We start from the raw sequence: 22,774 nt of genomic DNA on the forward strand, positions 1-22,774 counted from the left end.
TTTCGCCCCCGCCGCCCCTACCCGTCCCATCCTCGGGGGCGCTGCCCCCGAACCCCCGTATCGCGCTGAACGCGCTCGTCCTCAAACGCCGGACGGGCTGGATGTGGTGCCGGCCGGAGCTTGATCTTTCAGCCCGTCCGGCGTTTGAGGACAAGGCCCGTTCAGGGCCGACAGCGGGGGTCTGGGGGCGCAGCCCCCAGGGATGGGACGGGTAGGGGCGGCGGGGGCGAAGAAAAACCGTCCTCAGCCCGCGTCCAACGCCCGCCGCCACCCCTCCACCGCCCCCACAGACACCGGCCGCCCCCACCCCTCCGGCCGAGCCGCCCCACCGATGTGAAACGCGTCCACCCCAACCGCCCGCAACCCCGGCACATGCTCAAGACGCAGCCCCCCACCCACAAGAAGCCGCTGCTCATACCCAGGTTCCCCACACCTCGCCGCCTCGGCGAGCAACGTGGCGAGCCCGTCGTCGACGCCGACAGGCGAGCCGGCGGTGAGGTAGGTGTCGAGCCCGGGAAGACCGTCGAGCTGCTTGCGCACGGCGTCCCGGTCGACGGCATGGTCGAGCGCCCGGTGAAACGTCCACGGGCACCCGTCGAGCACGCCGACAACCCGCTCGACGGCACCGAGATCGACCCCGCCCTCGGCGTCGAGAAACCCGAGCACGAACTGATCGGCCCCGGCCCCCCGCAGTTCCCGGGCCACCCGCACCACCCCGTCCACATCCCCGGCGGCAAACCCGTCCGCCAGCCGCAGCATCACCCGCAGCGGGATGTCGACGGCGGCCCGGATCCCTGCGAAGGCCTCGACCGTCGGGGTGAGCCCGTCGGCCGCCATGTCGGTGACCAGCTCCAGCCGGTCCGCACCTCCGGCCTGGGCGGCGACGGCGTCCTCGACACCGAGGGCGATCACCTCCAGGACTGCACGCTGGCCCATCGGACCCCTTCCCTTGGTCGCCCTTGGAGCACTACAGGTCTAGTCCAATCCAAGCGTACGCCCATGAGGTCCGCCCCCGTCCCTCACCCCCCGAACATGTTCAACTCGCCCGCCTCCACCCCCACCAGTTCGAACTCCCCGGCCCCCGCCACAGACACAGACCGCCCCGCATACAGCCGTACAAGCGAAGCCGCACCCCCGATGAACCGCCCCGGCGTCCGCACCCCCGACACATCCCCCAACCGCAACGGCTCGTCCAGCTCATCGACATCGGCATGCAGCGGCACCAACCCGCGCTCACGGCTCAGCCGCGCGAGCAGCGGCAGCGCGTACGCCAACCCGGGCCCCTCGTACGCCCCCGGCTCGCCAAGGGCCTCCCGTACGTCACCGGCGTGCACCCACTCCCCCAGCGCGGCCCCGTCCAGCCTCCCGCCGGCCCTGGCAATCGCATCCCCCGCCTCACCCATCACCCGCTCCAGCTCGTCCACGACCTGCGCGTTCGTCCAGTCGCCCCGCTCGGCGATGTCCCGGGCGTTCGACTCGGGCGAGAAGGCGCCCTTCTCCAGCCGCCCCTCCACCACCCTCAGCAGCACGGCCGAACAGTGCGCGAGCACATCCCGCACGGTCCACTCCGGACACCCGGCGGTCACGATCCCGAAGTCGGCCTCGGACCGGGCCCGCAGCAGCGGTATCAGCGCGTCGCGCTCGACGATCAGGAGCCGCCCGGGCAGCTCGGGGTCACGTACATCACGTACATCGGCAGAAGACGTCATGCCTCCCACGCTAGGGGCGGAAGCGGCCGACCGGGAGAATGCCCCCATGCCCGATCAAGCCGATCCAGTCACCCTCGGTGCCCTCGACGCCCTCCGCACCCGCTGGACCCACACCCTGAAATCAGCCCGAGCCACGACCTCGCCGGAGCCCCCCGACCCCACCCCGTACGCCGACAACCTCCTCACCCGCTACCAGGAACCCCACCGGCGTTACCACACCCTCACCCACCTCACCGCGGTCCTGGACCACATCGACGTACTGGAGCGGGCGGAGGCCGGGTACGCCCCCGACCCCGCCCTGGTCCGCCTCGCCGCCTGGTTCCACGACGCCGTGTACGCCCCCGACCGCTCCGAGAACGAGGAGCGCTCCGCCCGTCTCGCCGAGCGCGCGCTCCCCGAGGCCGGTGTCTCGGCGGCGGACACGGCCGAGGTGGCCCGCCTGGTCCGCCTGACCGTCACCCACGCCCCGGCGCCCGACGACCACAACGGCCAGGTCCTGTGCGACGCGGACCTCGCGATCCTGGCCGCGCCCCAGGAGACGTACGCCGCCTACACGGCCGCCGTCCGCGAGGAGTACGGCTTCGTCCCGGAGGACGCCTTCCGGGAGGGCCGGGCAGCGGTACTGCGCCAACTCCTCGCCCTGCCAAGGCTGTTCCGGACGCCGTACGGGGCACAGGTGTGGGAGGAGGCGGCGCGGGCCAATGTCGCGGCGGAGCTGGGGCGGCTCGAAGCGGAGCCGGGCCCCCTTTGACGGGCCCCCTTTAATCCGTGTCCGTGCGGACACCCGACCACCTATCCTCACCGCATGCTGAGCATGGGTGCGGACGAACTGGACGAGGCCGTCGCGAGCGTGGTGGCGCTGCTGCGGCCGGCGGTGGACCGGGACTGGACGGACGTCAACGCCGGTGGGCTGGAGTGGAGTTGCCGGCAGACCGCCGAGCACATCGTCGCCGACTTCATCGCGTACGCCACCCGGCTGGCGGGTCGGGCAGAGCACGGCTACCTCCCCCTCAGGATCACCCTCACGAGCGAGGACGGCCTGCACACCGCCGGCAACGCCGACATCCTCGACGTCATCGCCGCGACCGGCGCCCTGCTCGGCGCCGCCATCCGCACCGCACCCCGTGACGCGCGGGCCTTCCACCCGCTCCCCTTCCGCAGCGCGAACCGCGAGGGCTTCGCCGCGATGGGCATCGCCGAAGTACTGCTGCACACCCACGACATCGCCGAGGGACTCGGGCTGCCGTACGAACCGCCCGCGCACCTGGCCGAGTTCGTCCTCACCCGGATCTTCCCGGACGTCCGGCCTGGCCCCGACCACTGGCAGAACCTGCTCTGGGCGACCGGCCGCGCCGACCTCCCCGGCCGCGCCCGGCTCACCGAGTGGCACTGGACGAACAACCACGTCCTCGACACCGAACGCCTCCGCCTGGAGGGCGTCACCCCGGCCGCCGCGGCCGACCTGAGCACGGGCGGCACCGGCGGTTTCGACTGGATCGAGGGCGGCCCCTTCGACGGCACCCGCGAGGCCGCCGGGATGGTGGTCAAGTCGTACGAAGCGGGCGTACACCGACCGGAGTTCGGCCTGTACGTCCTCGTACGCCGCGAGGACGACCGCGCGGTCGGCGGCATCGGCTTCCACGGCGTCCCCGACGAGGATGGCAAGGCCGAGGTCGGCTACGACCTCGCGGAGGCCGCCCGCGGCAACGGCTACGCGACGGAGGCGCTGCGCACACTGGCGGAATGGGCCCTGGCGCGGGACGACGTACGGTCCCTGTTCGCGACCATCGAGCCGAGCAACATCCCGTCCCAGGCGGTGATCGCCCGCGCCGGATTCGTGCGCGTCAGCGAGGAACTCGACGAAGAGGGGCTCCAGGCCTACGAGTTGCGCGGCTGACGCCCCGGGCTGTCGGTCCGGCCCGGCGCCTTCCGCCTGCGCAGCCCCGCCCCGTGCAGCAGCCGTACGACCTCGCGGCTGCTGACCTCCACCGCCCCGGCCGCCACCACATCCCCGTACCGATGCGACGGAATGTCGTAGTGATCCCGCTCGAAGGCCCGCCGAGGCACCCCCAACTCATCGGCGAACGCGTGCAGTTCGTCGTACGAGACGTCGCTCACGAGGTGCGACCAGAGGCGGCCGTGGCCCGGCCAGACCGGCGGGTCTATGTAGACGGTCACGACGAGACAACCCCGCCGCCCGCAGACCCCAGCGAGCCCAGCGCCGCCACCCGCACCCCCGCCTTGTGACACACCCACTGCGGGTCGGGGCCCAACTCGGGCTCCACCTCCAGGGCGTGTGGATCGCCTGCGCCGCAGACCGGGCACAGGGGCCAGCGGCCGTAGCTCTCCAGGAGGGCGTCCTGGACGTCCTGGGCGACCAGCCCCGCCACGTACCCGGAACCCTCCGGCCACTGCTCGACCCACCAGCGGCGCTGTACGACCGACTCCTCGACCATCGAGACCACGTCCGCCTCGGCGACCTCGCCCGCGACCAGGTCGGCGAGCACGAGGGCGCGGGCCGAGTGCAACGCCTGCTCCAAGGGGGTGATGGGGGTCATGCACCCATTGTGCGCACTCTTGACCCTACGCCCGAATAGAAAATATCTTTCATCATGTGACCCAAGACGTGAAGGAAATTTTCGGATCAGCGGCCGCCGTACCCGGTGGGCTCGGTGTCACCCCACCCGCGCCCGCCGCCCTCGCCGCCAAGGTGCGGACGCTGGCGCCCTCGATGACCCGCTCGATGCAGCGCGTCGCCGAGGCGGTCGCCGCCGATCCGGCCGGCTGCGCGGCCCTCACGGTCACCGGCCTCGCCGAACTCACCGGCACCAGCGAGGCGACGGTCGTCCGTACCGCCCGGCTGCTCGGCTACCCCGGGTATCGCGACCTGCGCCTCGCGCTCGCGGGGCTGGCCGCCCAGCAGCAATCAGGGCGCTCCCCCGCCGTGACCGCCGACATCGCCGTCGACGACCCGCTCGCCGACGTGGTGGCGAAACTGGCCTACGACGAGCAGCAGACCCTCGCCGACACGGCCGCCGGACTCGATGTCGTCCAGCTTTCCGCCGCCGTCAGCGCGCTCGCCGCCGCCCGTCGCATCGACATCTACGGCGTCGGCGCCTCCGGTCTGGTCGCCCAGGACCTCACCCAGAAGCTGCTGCGCATAGGGCTGATAGCGCACGCCCACAGCGACCCGCATCTCGCCGTCACCAACGCCGTGCAGCTGCGCGCGAAGGACGTCGCCATCGCGATCACGCACTCGGGGTCCACGGGTGATGTGATCGAGCCGCTCAGGGTCGCGTTCGAGCGGGGGGCCAGCACCGTCGCGATCACCGGACGCCCCGACGGGCCGGTCACCCAATACGCCGACCACATCCTCACCACCTCCACGGCCCGCGAGAGCGAGCTGCGCCCGGCGGCCATGTCGTCCCGTACCAGCCAACTCCTCGTCGTGGACTGCCTGTTCATAGGTGTGGCGCAGAAGACGTACGAGACCGCCGCGCCCGCCCTCTCGGCCTCCTACGAGGCCCTGGCCCACCGCCACACCCCCCGCAGCAGCAACAGCAACACGACATCGCGCCGATAGCGCCGAAAAACCGCTGGACCGAGAGGCCAAGAGACCGAAAGACCGTTGGACCGAAAGACCGTTGGACCGTTAGATCGGAAAGAGCAGCACGCCATGACCTCAACCGCTGACGCCTCCTCCAACAGCCGTGCCCTGAAAGAGGAGTTGGAGTCGCTGACGACCGAGGCGTTCCGCCCGGAGCTGGCCGATATCGATCAGTTGCCCACCCTCGACATCGCCCGGCTGATGAACGCCGAGGACACCACAGTCCCGGCCGCCGTCGCCGAACGGATCCCGGAGATCGCCGCCGCGATCGACGCCGTGGCGGCCCGTATGGCACGCGGCGGACGGCTGGTCTACGCGGGCGCGGGGACCCCGGGCCGGCTCGGTGTGCTGGACGCGTCCGAGTGCCCGCCCACCTTCAACACCGACCCCGCGCAGGTCACGGGCGTGATCGCGGGCGGCCCCGAGGCCATGGTCACCTCGGTCGAGGGCGCCGAGGACTCCAAGGAGCTGGCCGCCGTAGACCTCGACGCGCTCGGCGTCACCGCCCTGGACACGGTGGTCGGCGTCTCGGCGTCGGGCCGTACGCCGTACGCGATCGGCGCCGTCGAACACGCCCGCGCGCAGGGCGCGTTGACGATCGGGCTGTCCTGCAACGCGCACAGCGCGCTCGCGGCCGCCGCCGACCATGGCATCGAGATCGTCGTAGGACCCGAGCTGCTCACCGGGTCCACGCGCCTCAAGGCGGGGACGGCACAGAAACTCGTCCTCAACATGCTGTCGACGATCACGATGATCCGGCTCGGCAAGACGTACGGGAATCTGATGGTCGACGTACGGGCGTCGAACGAGAAGCTGCGGGCCCGTTCGCGGCGGATCGTCGCCCTGGCGACCGGGGCGGGCGACGAGGAGATCGAGGCGGCGCTCGCGGCGACGGACGGGGAGACGAAGAACGCGATCCTCGTCGTGCTGGGCGGGGTGGACGGTCCGACGGCGGCCCGGCTCCTCGCGGAGAACGACGGCCATCTGCGGGCGGCCCTGGCAGCAGCACCCCGCTGAGGTACTACTGAGGTACTGAGGGGCTCGGCCGTCGGGCAGGATGGGCGCCATGACCGAGATCCACACCCCCCGCCTCCTCCTCCGCCGCTGGACCGACGACGACCTCGTGCCCCTGTCGGAGATCCACGCGGACTCCCAGGTGATGCGCTGGATCGACGACGGCTCGGTGCGCGACCTGGAGTACACGGCCGAGGCGATCGAGCGGTGGGAGGAGGAGTGGGACGAGGAGGGCTTCGGCGTCTTCGCCGTCGAACTGCTCGCCTCGGGCGAACTGGCGGGCGCGGTCGGCCTGTCCGTGCCCGAGTTCCTGCCGGAGGTCGCGTCGGACGTGGCGATCAGCTGGCTGCTCGGCTCACAGTTCTGGGGCCAGGGGTACGCCTCCGAGGCCGCCCACGCGACCCTGGAGTTCGCCCTCCAGGACCGGGGTCTCGACCGGGTGATCAGCATCAGCAGGGCGGGCGACGACGCCTCCGAGAACGTCATCCGCAAGCTGGGCCTGACCGAGGAACAGCAGACGACCCACCCTGTGTACGGCCATCAGCTGATCGTCCACGCGATCGACCTGACGGAGTTCGAGGCGTAGGCCGGCCTCCGTAGGCATACCCGTACTCGCGCCCGCGTTGTCAGTGGCGTGTGCGACGGTGGAGACCACTGAGCGCTCAGCGCACCGCACGTACGCCTGCCCGCCGGAAGGGACGACCACCGTGAACCACGCCCAGCTGACCGCCCTCGGGCGAGCCCTGCGCGTCCTCGGCGAGCACGGGGACGCGCTCGGCTCCGACACCCCCGACGCGAAACTGCAGGAGGTCAAGGCCGACCTGAAGCGGGCCCTGGCGATCCTGGAGGACACGGTGTCCGGGTCGGCGCCCACGACCCGCTGCGGCGAGCATCCGAACGGCCCGGTGGACGAGAGCGCGGTCGACCTGTGCCTGCTCTGCGAGACGCGCCGCCGCAGCGCCCGCCGCAGCCAGCAGAACGGCGACTACGGGCAGCACCACCGTCCCACGGACCCGGAATCGGCGACTCCCGAACGCACGATGTCCCGCTACGGTGTCCGCGCCGACCGCCCCCAGCCCCAGCAGCGCTGGCTCCCCGAGGTCTGGACCGGCCAGGTCTGGCAGCTCTGCGGCACCCCGCGCCGCGACCGCCTGGAGGCCGAGCGCTACCTCTCCGCCGAGCGCCGGGGCGCCCGCCCGGGCATCGCCTACCGCCTGGTCCACGAGTTCACCGACTACGAGGTCCTGCGGATCTGGGGCACCCCGGTGAAGGTGGACATCGAGCCGATGGGCAACCTGTGAGCACGTTCAGCACGTTCCGAATCGGCGGAGACCAAGGGGCCAGGGCTCTGGAGGTCGGCAGGCTCAGCTTCGGCGCCATGCATCTGCCCGCCGAACCGGCCGCCGACCGCGCGAACGCCGTGGCCGTGGCCCGGCGGGCGGTCGAACTGGGCGTCACCCTCATCGACACGGCCCACCTCTACGGCGGAGGAGCCAACGAGGAACTCCTCGCCGAGGCCCTGCACCCCTACCCGGACGACCTGCTGATCACCACCAAGGTCGGCTTCACACGCTCCCAGCCCTCCGGCGAGTGGCGCAACGACGGCCGCCCGGACAGCCTCCGTACGCAGGTGGACGAGGCTCTGCGCCGGCTGCGCGTCGAACGCCTCGAACTCCTACAGCTGCACCGTCTGGACCCCGAGGTCCCACTCCCCGAACAGCTGGGCGCGCTGCGGGAGTTGCGGGCGGCGGGCAAGGTCGGCCGTATAGGCCTCTCGGAGGTGACGGTCGCGGAACTGGCCGACGCCCGCGAGATCGTCGACATCGCGAGCGTCCAGAACCGGTACAACCTGCTCGACCGCGAGCACGAGCCCGTACTCAGGGCCTGCGAGGCGGCGGGGATCGCGTTCCTGCCGTGGCGCCCGGTGGCCTGGGGCTCGACGGGCGAACAGGCGACGATCGCCGCCATCGCCCACGAACTCGACGCGACCCCCACCCAGATCGCCCTGGCCTGGCTTCTCCACCGCTCCCCGGCGATCCTTCCGATCCCGGGCACGGCAAGGATCCCGCACCTGGAGGAGAACGTGGCGGCGGCCCGGGTCGAACTGACTCCGACACACATGGAGAGCCTGGACGGCCTCGCGGAGAACCCCGAGCCCTGAAACCAGAGCCCGGTAGTCTCCCGCGTGGCCAGGGTCAGGCCCCGGTCGAGTTCTTCGCGTACGGAGACTCCGCCTCGGCCCCCAGCGCAGCCACGGAAGCCGACGCAGGTTCCCCCTCGCTGAGGCCGAACCGCCCATGCACAGCCCGCAGGAACCCGGGCGCGTACCAGGCCGAGCGGCCGAGCAGTCGCATCGCCGCAGGGACAAGAACCCCCCGTACAGCCACAGCGTCGATGAGAATCGCCAGCCCACTCCCCAGGCCGAACATCTGCATGAAGCTGATCTTGGACGTGCCGAAGGCGAAGAAGCTCACGGCGAGGAGGCAGGCCGCCGCGGTGACGATACGGCCGGTGTGCCCGAGGCCGTTGGCCACGGCGGACTCGTTGTCCTCGCCGAGGTCGTGGAGCTCCTTGATCCGGCTGGTGACGAACACCTCGTAGTCCATCGACAGGCCGAAGGCGATGCAGAACATCAGCACGGTCATCGACACCTCCATCGGCTGCGCCGAGAAACCGAGCAGCGAGGAGAAGTGCCCGTCCTGGAAGATCCAGGTCATGACGCCGAGGGTCGCGCCCAGGCTGATCACGTTGAGGAGCAGGGCCCGCAGGGGCTGGACCACGCTCCCCGTGAACAGGAAGAGCAGGACGAAGGTGGTGAGGGCGACCAGGGCCACGGCCATCGGGAGCCGACCGCTGATGGAGTCCTTGGAGTCGACCAGTACGGCGTCGACGCCGCCCACCAGAGGGTCGGACCCGGCGGGCGGCTCGATCGCCCGCACCTCACGAACCAGGTCCTGCGCCTCGTCCGACCGAGGCACCAGGTCGCTCACCACGCTGATCCGTTGTGCGCCGGGCCGCCCGAGGGCGGAGCCGGCGGACCCGGACTCCGTAGCGGACCGCTGTCCATCCGCATAGCTACCGACACTCGTGTCGACCCGCACGACACCCTCAAGCCCGGACAGTTCGGCCGCGTACGCGCTCAGGGGAACCTCGGCGACCGGCCCGTCGACGACGACATGAAGGGCCGACTCGTCGTTGCCGTTGAAGTTCTCGCGCAGGGCCACGGAGACCTGGCGGCTCTCGGCGCCCGCAGGCAGGACGCGTTCGTCCGGGGTGCCGAAGGTGATCCCCAGCAGCGGACTCGCCGCCACCAACAGGACCGCCAGCACGGGCAGCGCGGTGAGCGCGGGCCGCCGCATGACCGTACGGGCCAGCCGTCCCCACATGGAAGTACGGGACGTACGAGCGGTCGCGCGCCCCTGCTTCAGCCACGGCAACGGCAGCCGCCCGCTGTTGACCCGGTGCCCCAGGACCACGAACAGCGCCGGCATCACGAACAGCGTGCTGACGGCCGCGACGGCGACGACGCCGACCCCGGCGTAGCCGAACGAGCGGAGGAAGTACTGCGGGAACACCAGGAGCGCGGCGAGCGCGGCGGCGACGGTCGCGGCGGAGAACGCGACCGTACGGCCCGCGGTGTGCACCGTCCGGCGTACCGCGTCGTCCACGCTCGCCCCCGTCGCGAGCTGCTCCCGGAACCGGCTGATCATCAGCAGGGCGTAGTCGATGCCCAGGCCGAGGCCCAGCGCCGTGGTGAGGTTGGTCGCCGAGACGGAGACGTCGGTGACGCTCCCGAGGAGCGAGAGCTGGGCGAACGAGCCCAGGATGGCGATGACCGCGATGACGAGCGGCAGCAGGGCCGCGACCACACTGCCGAAGACGAACAGGAGCAGTACGAGGGTCAGCGGCACGGCGATGGCCTCGGCGAGGACGAGATCGTCGACGACCTGCTTCGACATGTCACCGCCGACAGCGGCGCCGCCTCCGGCCCGGACGGTGAGTGCGTCCTCGTACGTCCCGGTGTAGGCGTCGATGAGGGCGCGGGCGTTCTCCTGCTGCTCGGTCTCGTCGCCCTTCACATGGGCGAGCACGATGGCCTCGCGGCCGTCCCGGGAGCGGAGATCAGCGATGCCGGTGTCCGTGTCCCAGTACGAGACGACGTTCGCGAGGCTCTTCTCCGCCCGCAGGTCGGCCACGAGTTCCCGGCCGCTCCGCGTGGCGGCCGAGGCATCGACACGCCCGTCCGAGGCCCGGACCAGCAGGACCAGGTTCGTCTCGCCGCCGAACTTCTCGTCGATGACCTTCGCGGCCCGGGTGGACTGGGAGGCCGGGTCGTCGAAGCCGCCCCCGAGCAGCTTGCCGAACGCGCCGGCGCCCAGGACACCCATGAGGGCCGTGGCCACGACGGCGACGACGAGGACCAGCCGGGACCGGCGGATCGCCAGCTCGGCTATGCGGTCGAACATGACCGTTCTCCTTTGACAGGAAGGGAGTTGAGAGCGAGGGAAGGGAGTTGACTGGCGCGCCACAGACGAAGTTAGCGGGAGGCAAAAAGATTTGGCAGTGTTAGATTTTCTTCATGCCCGCACACACCGACCCCGCAACGGCCCCGCCCTCCCTGCGAGAGCGGCGCCGGGCCGCAGCAGCCCGGGAGATCCTGGACGCCGCCGAGGTCCACCTCACCGAGCACGGCCCGCACGCGCTCTCCCTGCGCGCGGTCGCCCGGAGCCTGGGCATGACCGTGCAGGCGCTCTACCACTACTTCCCGAGCCGGGACGCCCTGGTCACGGCGCTGATCACCAAGGCGTACGACGACCTGGCCGACGCCGTACAGACCGCCGTCGACACCGGCGCGACCGAGCCGGACGGCTCACCGCTACCGGGCACGGTGGTGGCGGCCGAGGGCTACCGTCGATGGGCCCTCGACAACCCCGAGCGGTTCCAGCTCCTCTACGGAACGCCGTTGCGGTACTACGAGGCCCCCCAGGACGGCCCGACCACCCAGGCGGTCCGCCGGATGGCCGCGACCTTCCAGCGCGAGCTGTTCGGCGGATTCACCACGGAACAGCTCGCCGCGGCCGACGTCCCCCCGCTCTCACCGGCGCTCCGGGCACACCTGGAACACATGCCGGCGGACAGCCCGGAAACAACCGTGCCACCCGCCGCGACCGCCCTCTTCCTCAGCGCGTGGGGACACCTGCACGGCATGGTCATCCTCCAGGTGTTCGGCCACACCGACTTCCTCGGCGACCACGAGGCCGAGCTCTTCCGCATGGCGATGCGGAACATGCTCCAGGAGATCCACGCCAGGATCCCCGCGCTCAAACCTTGATCCACACGACCGGGTGAACCACGGCCCTCATCCGAGGAAAGTGCCGGACCACCGCGCGTTGATCATCAATGCTGCCGGTGTCCGATTCCGTCCTTTCCGCAGGAGACAGTCCTTGAACGTCCGCCGCGTCCTCACCACCGCCCTCGCCGCCATCACCCCCCTGACCAGCGCCCTGCTGCTCGCCGTCGCCGCACCGGCGGCCACCGCCGCCGCGAACCCCTGCGGGTTCTACGAGACGGGCAGCGACGCGTACTACAACCACTGCACGGGCGACGGCTCCCGCATCATCATCGAGGTGGAGGTCTTCGGCCCGAACTACGAGAAGTGCGTGGGCCCCGGCGACACCTGGCTCGGCAGCAGCAGCAAGATCGACGGCGCCCACTACGTCGGCCGCCTCTGCTGACCCGACGTGACATGACGTGATCCGGGCGGGGCGAATCGCCCCGCCCGCCTCAGGGCAACCGCCCCTCCCGATTCACCCGCCGCACCCGCGCCCGCAGCACGTCTCCCGGCGCCGCCTCCTCCAACGCCTCCGGCGGACAGTCCCACTCGCGCCCACCGCCCACGGGCCGCAGCTGCACGTACCCGCCCTCGCGCCCCATGACCTCGCCGATGCGCCCGTCGCGCACATCAAGGGCGTACGACACGTCACTCACGTCTCGTCGCCACCCGCGGCCACGCCCTCCAGCACGGCGGCCAGCCGCGTCGCCGTACGGACGTTGCAGCGCCCGAGGAGCACCAGCGCGAAGGGCTCGTCGCTCGCACCGCTCACGGGGTCGACGCCCAGCGACGGCAGGGCGACGCCGACGCCTTTCAAGGCCGCCCGCAATCGCACCACGATTTCCTCGGTCGACAGCAGCTCCATCGCGCCCGTTCCTCTCCACTCTGAGTGTTCGCGTTCTCCACACAGCGTGGCGGGCGGGTGTCTAACCTGGCCAGAGCCGGAGTCCCAACAACCACATGTGTGAGAGCGGGAGTTGCCATGGCAGGACCGAAGGACCTAGACCCGGCCTCCTCACCCCGGGCCTTTCTGGGCGCCGAGTTGCGCCACGCCCGAGAGGCGGCCGGGCTGAGTCAGGAGCAACTGGGTTCACCGCTCTTCGTGAGCGGTTCGTTCATCGGCCAACTGGAGGCCGGTACACGGCGGATGATGCACGAATACGCCGTCCAGTTCGACAAGATGCTGGACACCAAGGACTTCTTCGAGCGCAACTGCGCCGCGCTCGCCAAGTCGAAGTACCCCGAGAACTTCACGGAGGCAGCGGAAGCGGAGGCGATCGCGACGACGATCAGGCACTACCTCCCGCTGCTGATCCCTGGCCTGCTGCAAACGCCGGAATACGCGGCGGAACTGTTCCGCACCTACCGGCCGCTGGCCCCGGAATCCGAGATCGAGGAACTGGTGGCGATGCGCATGGAACGCACCCACGTCCTCGACGATCCAACAACCCCCTTGTTTTGGGGGATCCTGGACGAAGCAGCGCTCCGTCGGCCGGTCGGCGGAGCAGCAACGATGGCGAAGGCTCTTCGCCATGTGGCGGACATGGCACGCCGTCACCGGATCATCGTGCAGGTGCTGCCGTTCAGCGCCGGAGCACATGCCGGGATGGGTGGCTCCCTGAAGCTCATGGAGTTCGCGGACGCGCCCCCGCTCTGCTTCATCGAGGGGATGGACACAGGGAAGCTGATGGACGACCCGGCCAAGATCGCCCGCCACAGCCTCACGTTCAGCCTCCTCCAGGCGGCGGCACTCTCGCCTCAGGATTCACTGGCCCTCATCGAGGCCGTGGCGCAGGATTACGAGCATGAAGAACAGCCATGAGTACGACCTGAGTTCGGCCACCTGGTACAAGTCGACGTACAGCGCAGGAGACGGCGCCGACTGCCTCGAAGTCGCCGCCGGCCACCCCACCCTCGTCCCCGTCAGGGACTCCAAAAACCCCCAGGGCCCGAAGCTCGCGTTCCGGACGGAGTCCTGGGAGGCGTTCGTCGAGAACCTCAAGCACGCCTGACCTCCCGCCGCCCCGAAGCTCAAACGGCGAGCCCCGAGCCCTCTTTCTGAGGAATGGGAGGCGGGCCTCAACCCGCCCTCCCACCCCGCGTGTTGACTTGACGCGTTCGGCTTGCCACGCAGAGTCACGAGGGGCTAGCGTTCCGAGACAGCAAACAAAAACGACCCCCGCCAGGTGCAGCGAACACCTGACAGAGGTCTAACCGTCGAGATCCCAGTGTTTAAGGAAACGATCCCAGTGGCTGAAGCCAAGCCTAGCCCTGCCGTCCTGCCCGCGCACGCGACCCCGCCCCACCCGATGGCCAATCCGGGCTACGGCAAACGCGACGCCCCCGACCAACGCCCCCGCACGAACCACGACTTCGCGCATCTCCCGCCCCGCGAGGCCGCGGTGGCCGCGTACATCGACCGACTGCCGAGCGGGGCCGACGTCAGTGTGAAGACGCTGGCCAAGCACCTCCCGTACGGCCAATGCGCCCTCCGCACAGCCCTCAACAACCTCCAGCGGACAGGCCACCTACGCCGGGGCCGCGAACACCTGACCGGCACCGGAAGCCAACTCTGGATCACCCGAACGTGGTTCACGCGCACGGCACGAGGCGACGACTGGTGGGCGACGTTCACACGGGGAGACGTACCGAAGGAGTCACCGGAGAGACAGGGCCGCCCGACCCGCTCCCGCGCGTTCATCCTGCTCGTCGCCCTCACTCGTAGCACCCCCATCCTGTCCCTCTCCGAGGCGGACTGCGCGTCGCTGGCCCCGCTGGTCGCGGAGTGGTTCGAGCGAGGCGCGAACGAGGAGTCCGTACGACACGCCCTGACCGCCGGCCTGCCGACCCCGGTCCACCACCCACTCGCCCTGATCCGCAAACGCCTCACCAGCAAGATGCCCCCGCAACCCGCCGCCGTACGGCCACCACTGCGGATGCTGGAGTGCGCGAAGTGCGGGGTGCCGGGGCGGGCGGAGGCGCTGCCAGGCGGCATCTGCGGCACCTGCCGGGGCGAGGCCCCGCCCTGTCCCGCCTCGCCCCTGTCCGCCTCCGCGATCCACTCCCGCGCGGCCGATATCCGCGCAGAGATGTCCCGACGCCGCGAAAAGAGCCGTACGTGACCCGAACGCACCCGCACGTTCCGCAGATGCCGCTCGACGACTTCGAGGACCTGGCCCGCGGGGCGCCCGAGACCGTCTGGCTGGAGTTCGTCCGGGGCAGGGTGGAGGTGAAGCCGCGACCGGCCGGTATGGACGGCGAGATCCTAATGTCGGTGCTGAGCCACTTCACGCTGGAAGACAGGCTCTGGGATGCGTATCCGTACACCGGGCTGCGCACAGAAGCCTCGCTGGCAGGCCGGTATCTGCCCGACGCCCTGTTCCTGCCGAGGGATCACCGTCCGGGCCTCAGCCACTGGGCAAGTCCGGACGATGTCTCGGCGGTCGTGGAAATCGTCCACCGCGCCTCGGGCAAAGACCATCGCGACCACGACGCCAAGCGCGTCGGCTACGCGTCCGCCGCCATCCCCGTCCACGTCCTCGTCGACCGCGACGACAACACCATCACCGTCTTCAGCAAGCCCAAGGACGGTCGCTACCAGCTCGCCGCCTCGTGCCCTTGGGGGACGACCGTCCAGCTCCCCTCCCCGGTGGACATCGCGCTGAACACCGAGAGGCTCAAGAGGTACACGACCGCTCCAACGGTCCGCAGGCACACGACCGGGGCACCATGGCGGGAAGGAGGCGAGCCCACCGTAACGGGATCCCCTGCCTGAAGGCGGGGGCTTTCAGCCCGACCGGCTGATGGCCCGCTGTTACCAGCACCAGCCAACTGATATGGAGGTGACCGAAGTTGGCTACGTTCCACGCAGGACAGAAGACCCACCCATCTGTGCTTCCTCAGCAGTTGGCTCTGGAATTCGAGTCAGCAGACAACCCCGGGATCAGGGACGAAACGGGGCTCGGACGCCGTAGGGCATCCGGTGTGGGACATGTGCGAGGGGAGATCACCGGCAGTGCACCTGCTGCCGGTGGCGTCACCCCGGACCATCAGGTCCGGGAGCCCGGCCGTGAGGCCGACCCCGCCGTGTTCGTCCTGGACAAGCACGGCACGCCATTACAGCCCACCAGCCCCGCCAGGGCCCACCAGCCCCGCCAGGGCCCGCAAGCTCCTGGTATCCGGCCGTGCGGTCGTCGCTCGGCACACACCGTTCGTGATCCGTCTGAAGGACCGCACCGCCGACGCCTCGGAGGTCGACGGTGTCGAGCTGGGCATCGACCCCGGCTCCAAGCACACCGGCCTGGCTGTGTTCACCGCCCTGGATGGTGAGCGCCGGGGCCGGTTCGCGGTCCAGCTCGACCACCGGGGCGCCGCGATCCGCACGAAGCTGAAGCAGAGAGCCGCCTACCGGCGGGGACGGCGTACCCGCAACCTGCGCTACCGCGCGCCCCGCTTCCGCAACCGCACCCGCCCGAAGGGATGGCTGCCGCCGTCGCTCCAGCACCGTGTCGACACCACCATGTCGTGGACCGGCCGCCTCGCCCGCTGGGCACCAGTCCGGAGGGTCCACGTCGAGCGCGTCGCATTCGACACCCACGCCATCAGTGCCGGGAAGCCACTGGAAGGAGCCGAGTACCAGCACGGCACCCTGCACGGCACGGAGGTCCGCGAGTACCTCCTCGCGAAGTTCGGCCGCGCCTGCTCCTACTGCGGCGCGATAGGAGTGCCGCTGAACATCGACCACATCCGGCCCCGCAGCCGTGGCGGGTCCGACCGGGTCTCCAACCTGACCCTCGCGTGCATCCCCTGCAACCAGGCCAAGGACAACCGGCCCGTCGAGGATTTCACCCCCGAGCGGGCCGCCGACATCCTGAAGCGCGCGAAGGCCCCCCTCCGGGACGCCGCCGCTGTCAACACCACCCGGTGGGCCCTGTGGCAGGCTCTGGACGCACGATTGCCCACCCGGACCGCCAGTGGCGGGCGGACGAAGTGGAACCGCGTCCGGTGCGCACTGCCCAAGACCCACACCCTCGACGCCCTGGCCGTCGGTGACCTCGACACCATCACCGCATGGCCGCGCACCGTCCTGGTCGTCAAAGCCACCGGACGCGGCACCTACGCCCGAACCCGCGCCGACAAGCACGGTTTCCCCCGCCTGCGCCTGCCCCGCACCAAACAGGTCTTCGGCTACGCCACCGGCGACCTCGTCCGGGCCGTCGTCCCGTCGGGAAAGAACGCGGGCACCCATACCGGCCGCGTCGCCGTCCGATCCTCCGGCAGCTTCGCAGTCCGCACCGCCAGCGGCCTCTACACCACCCGGTACAAGTACTTCCGTCTGCTCCAGCGGGCCGACGGCTACGCCTACTCCACACAACCCGAAGGCGGGCCGAGCGATGCGCCCTGACACCTCAGAGCACCACTCGGGCCCTGGCGGCCCTCCTGCACTTCCGTTTCCTCCCCAGCTGAAGCAGGGGGTTTCCACGAAGGGGCTCCGATGACCTTTGGCACCAGGCGCCCGCAGATGTCCCGAGAGGACTTCGAAGAGCTGGCCGGTAAGGCCCCCGAAAACGTACAGCTCGAATTCCTCGATGGACGGCTGTACGTCAAGGGCGATCACATCGAGGTCGAGGACTTCGAGGAGCTCGCCCGTAGGGCTCCCGAGGGCGTGAAGCTCGAACTCATCGACGGAAAGCTAGAGGTCAAGCCGTTGCCGGACAACCGCCACAGGGCCATTGTGGTGTGGCTCATTCGGCTGTTCATGCAACTGCGCCCCGAACTGGCCATGTTCCACGAACAGGACCTCAAGATCGGCGCCTACCGCAAGGGGAACGCCACGGCGGACGCCGCGTTGGCACCGTTGGATCACTTCATCGCCGAGGACAAGACCTGGGCCTCCCCGGAGGGTGTCCTCATGGTCGTAGAAGTCACCTCCCACTACCGCGACACCGACCGACGAGACCGCATCGTCAAGGTGCGCGGCTACGCGGAGGCAGGCATCCCGGTCTATCTGCTGATCGACCGGGACAACGACACCCTGGTCGTGTACAGCGAACCGAAGAACGGGACCTACCAGCAGCACCCTTCGTACCCGTACGGAGCCGTGGTCGAACTCCCCGCCCCCGTGAACGTCACCCTCAACACCGAGAAGCTCAAGGACTACGCCGACTGACCCCCGCGCATACCCGACACCTCACCGATCCACGTCACAAAGTCCCCCGGATCCTGATCCGCCCCATGCCCCGCGTCCCAGTAGTACGACGTGTCGACGTCGTCCCCCAGCTGCTCCAGCCGTGCGTGCAGGTTGCCCGCGACCGTGTGGGACGTGTCCGTGTCATTTGTGCCGAGGCGGATCCACCAGTGCTTGGAGCGCTTGGCGTTGGCCTTGTCGGCGAGGTGGTGCATCGGGTTCATCAGGGCGAGCTTCTCGGGGATGTCCGCGTCGAGGCGGGCACTGTCGCCGTTCTCGTGGCGGAGGCTCCAGAGGGTGAAGTGACGGGCCCGGGTGGTCCCCGTACCGAAGAGGTTGTTCTCGGGGCTGGCCATGTCGAAGGTGTCGAAGGAGGGCACGTTCTTCTTCCGCGCGCCCACGTGGGTGAGGAAGTCCGCCCAGGTGAAGCGGGCCTTGCCCCCGGACCAGGTGATGAACGGGTTAGCGGCCAGGTAGGCCGCGCGGGCCTCCTCCGACAGGGCCGTCAGGTACCTCGTCGCCGACGGTTCCATGAATGTCTTGAGGAGGTAGTCGTCGAGGTTGCGGGCCGTGAGCCTGCCGTATCCCTTCACCCGCAGGCCCAGCGACGCCACATGCTCGCCGTACGCCGTCCTCAGCTCGTTCGAGAGGGTCTGGTCCACCTGTGCTCCGCTGGCCAGCGGATTCGTCCCCCAGCACCACTCGTACGCCATGTCCGCGTGTTCGAGGTCCGTGATCGGACACCACGCCCCGGTCCCGAAGATCGCGTCGCTCGCGTCGGCCGCCCCGATCGCCTCCAGGTACGGCTCGTACAGCGGGCTGTCCCCGGACGCGCCCAGCAGTGACGACAACGCCCCGCCCGCGCTGACGCCCGACGAGAAGATCCGGTTCACGTTCCCGGGCACCCGGCCCTTGTTGGACTTCAAGTACCGTACGGCGGCCTTGAGATCGACGATCGCGGCGGGCGCGACACCGTAGTAGACGCCCGTCGTCGCGTCGACGAGGGTACGGCCCCGCGCACCCGGTTCCACGACCACGTACCCGGCGGCCAGCGCGAGCGCCTGGCGGGTGGTGGTGCCGCCCATTCCGGTGGCGGTGATCCCGGTCTTGGCCGACACCGAGGACGGCATGTAGCCGCCCACCGCATTGGCGAGGAGGATCGGCGCCCCGCTCGCGTCGACCGCCGCGCCGTCGATCCTCACCGGCTCGCAGACGTTCAGGGACTGGTACACCGCGTCGACCGGGTTCGCCACGTAGGAGGCGACCTTGTAGAAGCGGTAGACCACCTCGTGGGCGGTACCGGTGGTGTCGGTGACGGTCACCGTCTGCTCGGTGTGGGCGGCCGGGTCGAAGACGAGGGACGCGGACGCGGCTACGTCTGCCGCGGTCCCGGTACCGGTCGCGGCACGGGCCCCGAATGCGGGTATCGCAACTGCTGCGGCGGTGAGCCCCATCACCACTGACCTGCGCTTCATCGCTGTCTCCTGTCTTCGCGGCTCGTTCGGACGCCGCACAGTTCAACAGCCGTTTCTTAAGGTCTTCTGTGTGTTTCCGGTGACGGGGGAGGCGGGTGGCCGACAAGCGGCCAGCAAAGCGAACCAATCGCCCACAAAATTGTCAGCAATTTTGGCGGAATCTTGCGGACGGTATCGGACCGTCTCCGCGGGCGACCGGTTCACCCTGCCGGGCGGGCCCGAATCAGCTCAGCGAACCCAACGCCGCCGCGTCGTACGCCTTCAGCTCACCGGTCCGACCCTCCAGCACCTTCGCCGCCCACTCGGGGTCCTGAAGCAGCGCGCGGCCGACCGCGACCAGGTCGAACTCCTCGTTCTCCAGGCGGTCCAGGAGGTCGTCGATGCTCTTGAGCGGCGCACCCTCGCCCGCGAAGCCCCGCATGAAGTCGCCGTCCAGGCCGACCGAGCCGACGGTGACGGTCGGCCTGCCGGTGAGCTTCTTCGTCCAGCCGGCCAGGTTGAGGTCGGAGCCGTCGAACTCCGGGAGCCAGTAGCGGCGTGTGGAGGCGTGGAAGGCGTCGACGCCGGCCGCCGCGAGCGGGGTCAGGATCGACTCCAGCTCCTCGGGGGTCCCGGCGATGCGGGCGTCGTAGAGGGCGCCCTTCCACTGGGAGTACCGGAAGATGATCGGGAAGGTCGCGGACACCGCCTCGCGTACGGCGGCCACGATCTCCGCCGCGAACTTCGTACGGGCGACCGGGTCACCCCCGTACGCGTCCGTGCGGCGGTTGGTGCCGGCCCACAGGAACTGGTCGATCAGGTAGCCGTGGGCGCCGTGCAGTTCGACCCCGTCGAAGCCGATGCGCTCGGCGGCCACCGCGGCCTCGACGAACGCGTCGATGACGTCGTCCAGGTCGTCCTGCGTCATCGCCTTGCCGCCGGTACCGGGGGTGCCGTCCAGCCGCAGCCCGGACGGGCCGACGGGCGGGGCGTCGGCGTACGGGGGCTGCCCGGCCTCCCTGGTCATGCCGATGTGCCACAGCTGCGGCACGATCTTCCCGCCGGCCGCGTGCACGGCCTCGGCGACCTTCGCCCACCCCGCGAGCTGCTCCTCGCCGTGGAAACGGGGGATGCTGTCGCTCTGCCCGGCGGAGTCGTGCCCGACGTACGTGCCCTCGGTGACGATCAGACCGACGCCCGCCCCGGCCCGACGCGAGTAGTACGAGGCCACGTCGTCGCCGGGCACACCCCCGGGCGAGAAGCTGCGCGTCATCGGCGCCATCACGATCCGGTTCGACACGGTCAGACCGTTGATCGCGAGGGGCCGGGAGAGGATCTGGGCCGCGCGGGAGGTGTGGGTGGAGGCGGGGGCTGTCACGTGGGGGCTCCTAGGGGAGGGGACAGGAAACGAGCGGAGGTGCGGTTGACGCACACGGCTGTGCCTGTGTGCATGCATGTGCATCAACTACGGCGGTCCTGTCCGCCATTCCGGCCCGCCGGGGGCGTCGGCTGTGATCCCGGCCACTGCGTCCGCAAACGCCCGAGGGCGGCACCCCTCTTGAAGAAGGGTGCCGCCCTCGAACTCGTACGCGATGAACTGCCGATCCCCTGAAGGATCAGAAGTCCATGTCACCGCCCGGCATGCCGCCGCCGGCCGGCGCGGACGCCTTCTCCGGCTTGTCGGCGATGACGGCCTCGGTGGTGAGGAAGAGCGCGGCGATGGACGCCGCGTTCTGCAGCGCGGAGCGCGTCACCTTCGCCGGGTCGATGATGCCCTCGGCGATCATGTCGACGTACTCACCGGTCGCGGCGTTGAGGCCGTGACCGACGGGAAGGTTGCGCACCTTCTCGACGATGACGCCGCCCTCGAGGCCACCGTTGACGGCGATCTGCTTGAGCGGGGCCTCCAGGGCGAGCCGCACGGCGTTCGCGCCGGTCGCCTCGTCACCCGTCAGCTCCAGCTTCTCGAAGACCGAGGAGGCCTGGAGCAGGGCCACGCCACCACCGGCGACGATGCCCTCCTCGACGGCCGCCTTCGCGTTGCGAACGGCGTCCTCGATGCGGTGCTTGCGCTCCTTGAGCTCGACCTCGGTCGCGGCACCGGCCTTGATGACGGCCACGCCGCCCGCGAGCTTCGCCAGGCGCTCCTGGAGCTTCTCGCGGTCGTAGTCCGAGTCGCTGTTCTCGATCTCGGCGCGGATCTGGTTGACCCGGCCGGCGACCTGGTCGGCGGAGCCGCCGCCGTCGACGATCGTCGTCTCGTCCTTGGTGATGACGACCTTGCGCGCCCGGCCCAGGAGGTCCAGGGAGGTGTTCTCGAGCTTGAGACCGACCTCCTCGGAGATGACCTCGCCACCCGTGAGGATCGCGATGTCGTTCAGCATCGCCTTGCGGCGGTCGCCGAAGCCCGGGGCCTTGACCGCGACGGACTTGAAGGTCCCGCGGATCTTGTTGACGACCAGGGTCGAGAGGGCCTCGCCCTCCACGTCCTCGGCGATGATCAGCAGCGGCTTGCCCGACTGCATGACCTTCTCCAGGAGCGGGAGCAGGTCCTTGACCGAGGAGATCTTGGAGTTGGCGATGAGGATGTAGGGGTCCTCGAGCGACGCCTCCATGCGCTCCATGTCGGTCGCGAAGTACGCCGAGATGTAGCCCTTGTCGAAGCGCATGCCCTCGGTGAGCTCAAGCTCCAGACCGAAGGTCTGCGACTCCTCGACGGTGATGACGCCTTCCTTGCCGACCTTGTCCATCGCCTCGGCGATGAGCTCGCCGATCTGCGTGTCGGCGGCGGAGATGGAGGCGGTCGAAGCGATCTGCTCCTTGGTCTCGACCTCCTTGGCCTGGTCGAGCAGCGCACCGGAGACGGCCTCGACGGCCTTCTCGATACCGCGCTTCAGGGCCATCGGGTTCGCACCCGCGGCCACGTTGCGCAGGCCTTCCTTGACCAGCGCCTGGGCGAGGACGGTCGCGGTCGTCGTGCCGTCGCCGGCTACGTCGTCCGTCTTCTTCGCGACTTCCTTGACCAGCTCGGCGCCGATCTTCTCGTACGGGTCCTCAAGCTCGATCTCCTTGGCGATGGAAACACCATCGTTGGTGATCGTGGGGGCGCCCCACTTCTTCTCGAGGACGACGTTGCGGCCCTTGGGGCCGAGCGTCACCTTGACGGCGTCCGCGAGCTGGTTCATGCCGCGCTCGAGGCCGCGCCGTGCCTCCTCGTCGAACGCGATGATCTTGGCCATGTGAAGTGGTCCTCCCGGACTGGGGTGGATTGCTCCGGACCGCGTTGGCGCCCGCGACGGACGGCCAGCCTGCCCCGATGGTTCCTTGCACCACCTGGCCTGCGGGCCTCACCGACCCGGTCCTTCGTTATCACTCTCACCTTCAGAGTGCTAACGCCAATGATTAGCACTCGCCCCTGTCGAGTGCAAGCGGCTCTCGAAGATCCGCAGGTGAACAGGGGGACGCCCAGGC

Annotated in this window: 25 protein-coding genes; 15 read left to right on the forward strand and 10 right to left on the reverse strand. The window is 69.9% G+C overall.

The genetic code is table 11. The features are described from left to right. Positions 1-243 precede the first annotated feature (243 nt). Both ACWCRB_RS36480 and ACWCRB_RS36485 read right to left on the reverse strand, forming a co-directional pair. Positions 244-936 (reverse strand): copper homeostasis protein CutC, encoded by a 693-nt coding sequence (locus ACWCRB_RS36480; protein ID WP_451000153.1) that lies wholly within the window; start codon positions 934-936, stop codon positions 244-246. Between the two features lie 83 nt (positions 937-1,019). After that, complete coding sequence (locus tag ACWCRB_RS36485) at positions 1,020-1,709, reverse strand: maleylpyruvate isomerase family mycothiol-dependent enzyme (RefSeq protein ID WP_451000154.1); 690 nt, start codon at positions 1,707-1,709, stop codon at positions 1,020-1,022. 46 nt (positions 1,710-1,755) lie between these two features. Between ACWCRB_RS36485 and ACWCRB_RS36490 the strand changes: the two genes are divergently transcribed. Then, positions 1,756-2,460, forward strand: a complete 705-nt coding sequence (locus tag ACWCRB_RS36490; protein ID WP_451000155.1) for an HD domain-containing protein — start codon at positions 1,756-1,758, stop codon at positions 2,458-2,460. Positions 2,461-2,514: 54 nt separating this feature from the next. After that, positions 2,515-3,606 carry a GNAT family N-acetyltransferase gene (locus ACWCRB_RS36495; protein WP_451000156.1) on the forward strand — a complete coding sequence of 364 codons (1,092 nt, stop codon included), beginning with the start codon at positions 2,515-2,517 and terminating at the stop codon, positions 3,604-3,606. Here ACWCRB_RS36495 and ACWCRB_RS36500 read toward each other — a convergent pair. Together ACWCRB_RS36500 and ACWCRB_RS36505 are read right to left on the reverse strand one after the other, a co-directional pair. Further along, the gene (locus ACWCRB_RS36500) at positions 3,588-3,887 is read right to left on the reverse strand and encodes a DUF4031 domain-containing protein (RefSeq protein ID WP_369037176.1); all 300 of its coding nucleotides are present in this window, start codon (positions 3,885-3,887) and stop codon (positions 3,588-3,590) included. The genes ACWCRB_RS36495 and ACWCRB_RS36500 overlap by 19 nt on opposite strands. Next, complete coding sequence (locus ACWCRB_RS36505; protein ID WP_451000157.1) at positions 3,884-4,267, reverse strand: hypothetical protein; 384 nt, start codon at positions 4,265-4,267, stop codon at positions 3,884-3,886. The genes ACWCRB_RS36500 and ACWCRB_RS36505 overlap by 4 nt, the downstream gene beginning before the upstream one ends. A gap of 56 nt (positions 4,268-4,323) precedes the next feature. Between ACWCRB_RS36505 and ACWCRB_RS36510 the strand changes: the two genes are divergently transcribed. The 5 genes from ACWCRB_RS36510 (at position 4,324) to ACWCRB_RS36530 (ending at position 8,491) form a co-directional block, all read left to right on the forward strand. After that, positions 4,324-5,292, forward strand: a complete 969-nt coding sequence (locus ACWCRB_RS36510; protein ID WP_235477271.1) for a MurR/RpiR family transcriptional regulator — start codon at positions 4,324-4,326, stop codon at positions 5,290-5,292. A 93-nt stretch (positions 5,293-5,385) separates the two neighbouring features. Next, positions 5,386-6,333 (forward strand): N-acetylmuramic acid 6-phosphate etherase, encoded by a 948-nt coding sequence (gene murQ, locus ACWCRB_RS36515; protein ID WP_451000158.1) that lies wholly within the window; start codon positions 5,386-5,388, stop codon positions 6,331-6,333. 49 nt (positions 6,334-6,382) lie between these two features. Beyond that, positions 6,383-6,916, forward strand: a complete 534-nt coding sequence (locus tag ACWCRB_RS36520) for a GNAT family N-acetyltransferase (RefSeq protein WP_451000159.1) — start codon at positions 6,383-6,385, stop codon at positions 6,914-6,916. A gap of 121 nt (positions 6,917-7,037) precedes the next feature. After that, entirely contained in the window at positions 7,038-7,631 is a 594-nt protein-coding gene (locus ACWCRB_RS36525; RefSeq protein ID WP_451000160.1) for a hypothetical protein, read from the forward strand. After that, entirely contained in the window at positions 7,628-8,491 is an 864-nt protein-coding gene (locus tag ACWCRB_RS36530) for an aldo/keto reductase (RefSeq protein WP_451000161.1), read from the forward strand. Before ACWCRB_RS36525 ends, ACWCRB_RS36530 begins: the two co-directional genes overlap by 4 nt. A gap of 34 nt (positions 8,492-8,525) precedes the next feature. Here ACWCRB_RS36530 and ACWCRB_RS36535 read toward each other — a convergent pair whose 3' ends face one another. Then, the gene (locus tag ACWCRB_RS36535; protein WP_451000162.1) at positions 8,526-10,796 is read right to left on the reverse strand and encodes an MMPL family transporter; all 2,271 of its coding nucleotides are present in this window, start codon (positions 10,794-10,796) and stop codon (positions 8,526-8,528) included. Between the two features lie 113 nt (positions 10,797-10,909). On the opposite strand from ACWCRB_RS36535, the gene ACWCRB_RS36540 reads away from it, so the two are divergent. Together ACWCRB_RS36540 and ACWCRB_RS36545 are read left to right on the forward strand one after the other, a co-directional pair. Then, positions 10,910-11,662 (forward strand): TetR/AcrR family transcriptional regulator, encoded by a 753-nt coding sequence (locus tag ACWCRB_RS36540; protein WP_451000163.1) that lies wholly within the window; start codon positions 10,910-10,912, stop codon positions 11,660-11,662. A gap of 112 nt (positions 11,663-11,774) precedes the next feature. Beyond that, entirely contained in the window at positions 11,775-12,065 is a 291-nt protein-coding gene (locus ACWCRB_RS36545; protein WP_451000164.1) for a DUF6355 family natural product biosynthesis protein, read from the forward strand. A 49-nt stretch (positions 12,066-12,114) separates the two neighbouring features. Here ACWCRB_RS36545 and ACWCRB_RS36550 read toward each other — a convergent pair whose 3' ends face one another. Both ACWCRB_RS36550 and ACWCRB_RS36555 read right to left on the reverse strand, forming a co-directional pair. Next, complete coding sequence (locus ACWCRB_RS36550) at positions 12,115-12,318, reverse strand: hypothetical protein (RefSeq protein ID WP_235480206.1); 204 nt, start codon at positions 12,316-12,318, stop codon at positions 12,115-12,117. Next, positions 12,315-12,527: a hypothetical protein gene (locus ACWCRB_RS36555; RefSeq protein ID WP_451000165.1), complete on the reverse strand. Its 213-nt coding sequence runs from the start codon at positions 12,525-12,527 to the stop codon at positions 12,315-12,317. Before ACWCRB_RS36555 ends, ACWCRB_RS36550 begins: the two co-directional genes overlap by 4 nt. Positions 12,528-12,644: 117 nt before the next feature. Between ACWCRB_RS36555 and ACWCRB_RS36560 the strand changes: the two genes are divergently transcribed. From ACWCRB_RS36560 to ACWCRB_RS36585, 6 genes are all read left to right on the forward strand, one after another. After that, positions 12,645-13,484, forward strand: coding sequence for a helix-turn-helix domain-containing protein (locus tag ACWCRB_RS36560; RefSeq protein ID WP_451000166.1), 840 nt, complete (start codon positions 12,645-12,647; stop codon positions 13,482-13,484). Continuing rightward, positions 13,468-13,674 carry a DUF397 domain-containing protein gene (locus ACWCRB_RS36565; protein WP_451000167.1) on the forward strand — a complete coding sequence of 69 codons (207 nt, stop codon included), beginning with the start codon at positions 13,468-13,470 and terminating at the stop codon, positions 13,672-13,674. The genes ACWCRB_RS36560 and ACWCRB_RS36565 overlap by 17 nt, the downstream gene beginning before the upstream one ends. Positions 13,675-13,971: 297 nt before the next feature. Next, complete coding sequence (locus ACWCRB_RS36570) at positions 13,972-14,784, forward strand: hypothetical protein (RefSeq protein WP_451000178.1); 813 nt, start codon at positions 13,972-13,974, stop codon at positions 14,782-14,784. Beyond that, positions 14,781-15,437, forward strand: coding sequence for a Uma2 family endonuclease (locus ACWCRB_RS36575; protein ID WP_451000168.1), 657 nt, complete (start codon positions 14,781-14,783; stop codon positions 15,435-15,437). Before ACWCRB_RS36570 ends, ACWCRB_RS36575 begins: the two co-directional genes overlap by 4 nt. A 216-nt stretch (positions 15,438-15,653) precedes the next feature. After that, the gene (gene iscB, locus ACWCRB_RS36580) at positions 15,654-17,066 is read left to right on the forward strand and encodes an RNA-guided endonuclease IscB (RefSeq protein WP_451000169.1); all 1,413 of its coding nucleotides are present in this window, start codon (positions 15,654-15,656) and stop codon (positions 17,064-17,066) included. Positions 17,067-17,156: 90 nt separating this feature from the next. Further along, entirely contained in the window at positions 17,157-17,831 is a 675-nt protein-coding gene (locus tag ACWCRB_RS36585; RefSeq protein ID WP_451000170.1) for a Uma2 family endonuclease, read from the forward strand. On the opposite strand, the gene ACWCRB_RS36590 is transcribed toward ACWCRB_RS36585, so the two are convergent. From ACWCRB_RS36590 to groL, 3 genes are all read right to left on the reverse strand, one after another. Further along, on the reverse strand, positions 17,819-19,324 hold the full coding sequence (locus tag ACWCRB_RS36590; protein WP_451000171.1) for a subtype B tannase: 1,506 nt from the start codon (positions 19,322-19,324) through the stop codon (positions 17,819-17,821). The two genes, ACWCRB_RS36585 and ACWCRB_RS36590, sit on opposite strands and share 13 nt — an antisense overlap. A gap of 223 nt (positions 19,325-19,547) precedes the next feature. Continuing rightward, entirely contained in the window at positions 19,548-20,681 is a 1,134-nt protein-coding gene (locus tag ACWCRB_RS36595) for an NADH:flavin oxidoreductase (RefSeq protein ID WP_451000172.1), read from the reverse strand. Between the two features lie 238 nt (positions 20,682-20,919). Continuing rightward, positions 20,920-22,542 carry a chaperonin GroEL gene (gene groL, locus ACWCRB_RS36600; protein ID WP_451000173.1) on the reverse strand — a complete coding sequence of 541 codons (1,623 nt, stop codon included), beginning with the start codon at positions 22,540-22,542 and terminating at the stop codon, positions 20,920-20,922. Positions 22,543-22,774 lie beyond the last annotated feature (232 nt).

This window comes from Streptomyces sp. NPDC002156, assembly GCF_053593675.1.

Bases quoted from the DNA above. Each gene is read 5' to 3' on its own strand.
- ACWCRB_RS36560 (WP_451000166.1), top strand. From the start codon at position 12,645: ATGGCAGGACCGAAGGACCTAGACCCGGCCTCCTCACCCCGGGCCTTT.
- groL (WP_451000173.1), bottom strand. From the start codon at position 22,542: ATGGCCAAGATCATCGCGTTCGACGAGGAGGCACGGCGCGGCCTCGAG.
- ACWCRB_RS36485 (WP_451000154.1), bottom strand. From the start codon at position 1,709: ATGACGTCTTCTGCCGATGTACGTGATGTACGTGACCCCGAGCTGCCC.
- ACWCRB_RS36535 (WP_451000162.1), bottom strand. From the start codon at position 10,796: ATGTTCGACCGCATAGCCGAGCTGGCGATCCGCCGGTCCCGGCTGGTC.
- murQ (WP_451000158.1), top strand. From the start codon at position 5,386: ATGACCTCAACCGCTGACGCCTCCTCCAACAGCCGTGCCCTGAAAGAG.
- ACWCRB_RS36585 (WP_451000170.1), top strand. From the start codon at position 17,157: ATGACCTTTGGCACCAGGCGCCCGCAGATGTCCCGAGAGGACTTCGAA.
- iscB (WP_451000169.1), top strand. From the start codon at position 15,654: ATGTGCGAGGGGAGATCACCGGCAGTGCACCTGCTGCCGGTGGCGTCA.
- ACWCRB_RS36565 (WP_451000167.1), top strand. From the start codon at position 13,468: ATGAAGAACAGCCATGAGTACGACCTGAGTTCGGCCACCTGGTACAAG.
- ACWCRB_RS36480 (WP_451000153.1), bottom strand. From the start codon at position 936: ATGGGCCAGCGTGCAGTCCTGGAGGTGATCGCCCTCGGTGTCGAGGAC.
- ACWCRB_RS36505 (WP_451000157.1), bottom strand. From the start codon at position 4,267: ATGACCCCCATCACCCCCTTGGAGCAGGCGTTGCACTCGGCCCGCGCC.
- ACWCRB_RS36590 (WP_451000171.1), bottom strand. From the start codon at position 19,324: ATGAAGCGCAGGTCAGTGGTGATGGGGCTCACCGCCGCAGCAGTTGCG.
- ACWCRB_RS36570 (WP_451000178.1), top strand. From the start codon at position 13,972: ATGGCCAATCCGGGCTACGGCAAACGCGACGCCCCCGACCAACGCCCC.
- ACWCRB_RS36555 (WP_451000165.1), bottom strand. From the start codon at position 12,527: ATGGAGCTGCTGTCGACCGAGGAAATCGTGGTGCGATTGCGGGCGGCC.
- ACWCRB_RS36520 (WP_451000159.1), top strand. From the start codon at position 6,383: ATGACCGAGATCCACACCCCCCGCCTCCTCCTCCGCCGCTGGACCGAC.
- ACWCRB_RS36540 (WP_451000163.1), top strand. From the start codon at position 10,910: ATGCCCGCACACACCGACCCCGCAACGGCCCCGCCCTCCCTGCGAGAG.
- ACWCRB_RS36495 (WP_451000156.1), top strand. From the start codon at position 2,515: ATGCTGAGCATGGGTGCGGACGAACTGGACGAGGCCGTCGCGAGCGTG.
- ACWCRB_RS36490 (WP_451000155.1), top strand. From the start codon at position 1,756: ATGCCCGATCAAGCCGATCCAGTCACCCTCGGTGCCCTCGACGCCCTC.